Raw genomic sequence first — 240 nt, forward strand, 5'->3', positions numbered from 1 at the left:
CAGGATAATAAGTCTTTTTTCAACTCACCCTTTGGTAATGCTCGTATAGTTGAGTAAATCGTTGTATGGCTTACATTCATTGTTTGATCCAAATCAGAAAATGTCTTTAAACGCTTCGATATTTGCTGAGGAGACCATAAACAACGGATCGCTTCAACAATAAATCTCCAGAGGATTGAGTCGATTTTGAGTTTTCTGTGACCACGTCTACGTCTAGCGAAGGTGTTATCAGAAGCATAT

At 37.9% G+C, this 240-nt stretch carries 1 pseudogene; it reads right to left on the reverse strand.

The features are described from left to right. Positions 1–240, reverse strand: a pseudogene (locus ACEWB7_RS18885) (IS30 family transposase); the annotation flags it as partial.

Origin of the sequence: Acinetobacter sp. NIOH-H-8, from assembly GCF_046635365.1 — a bacterium.
Taxonomy (GTDB): Bacteria; Pseudomonadota; Gammaproteobacteria; order Pseudomonadales; family Moraxellaceae; genus Acinetobacter.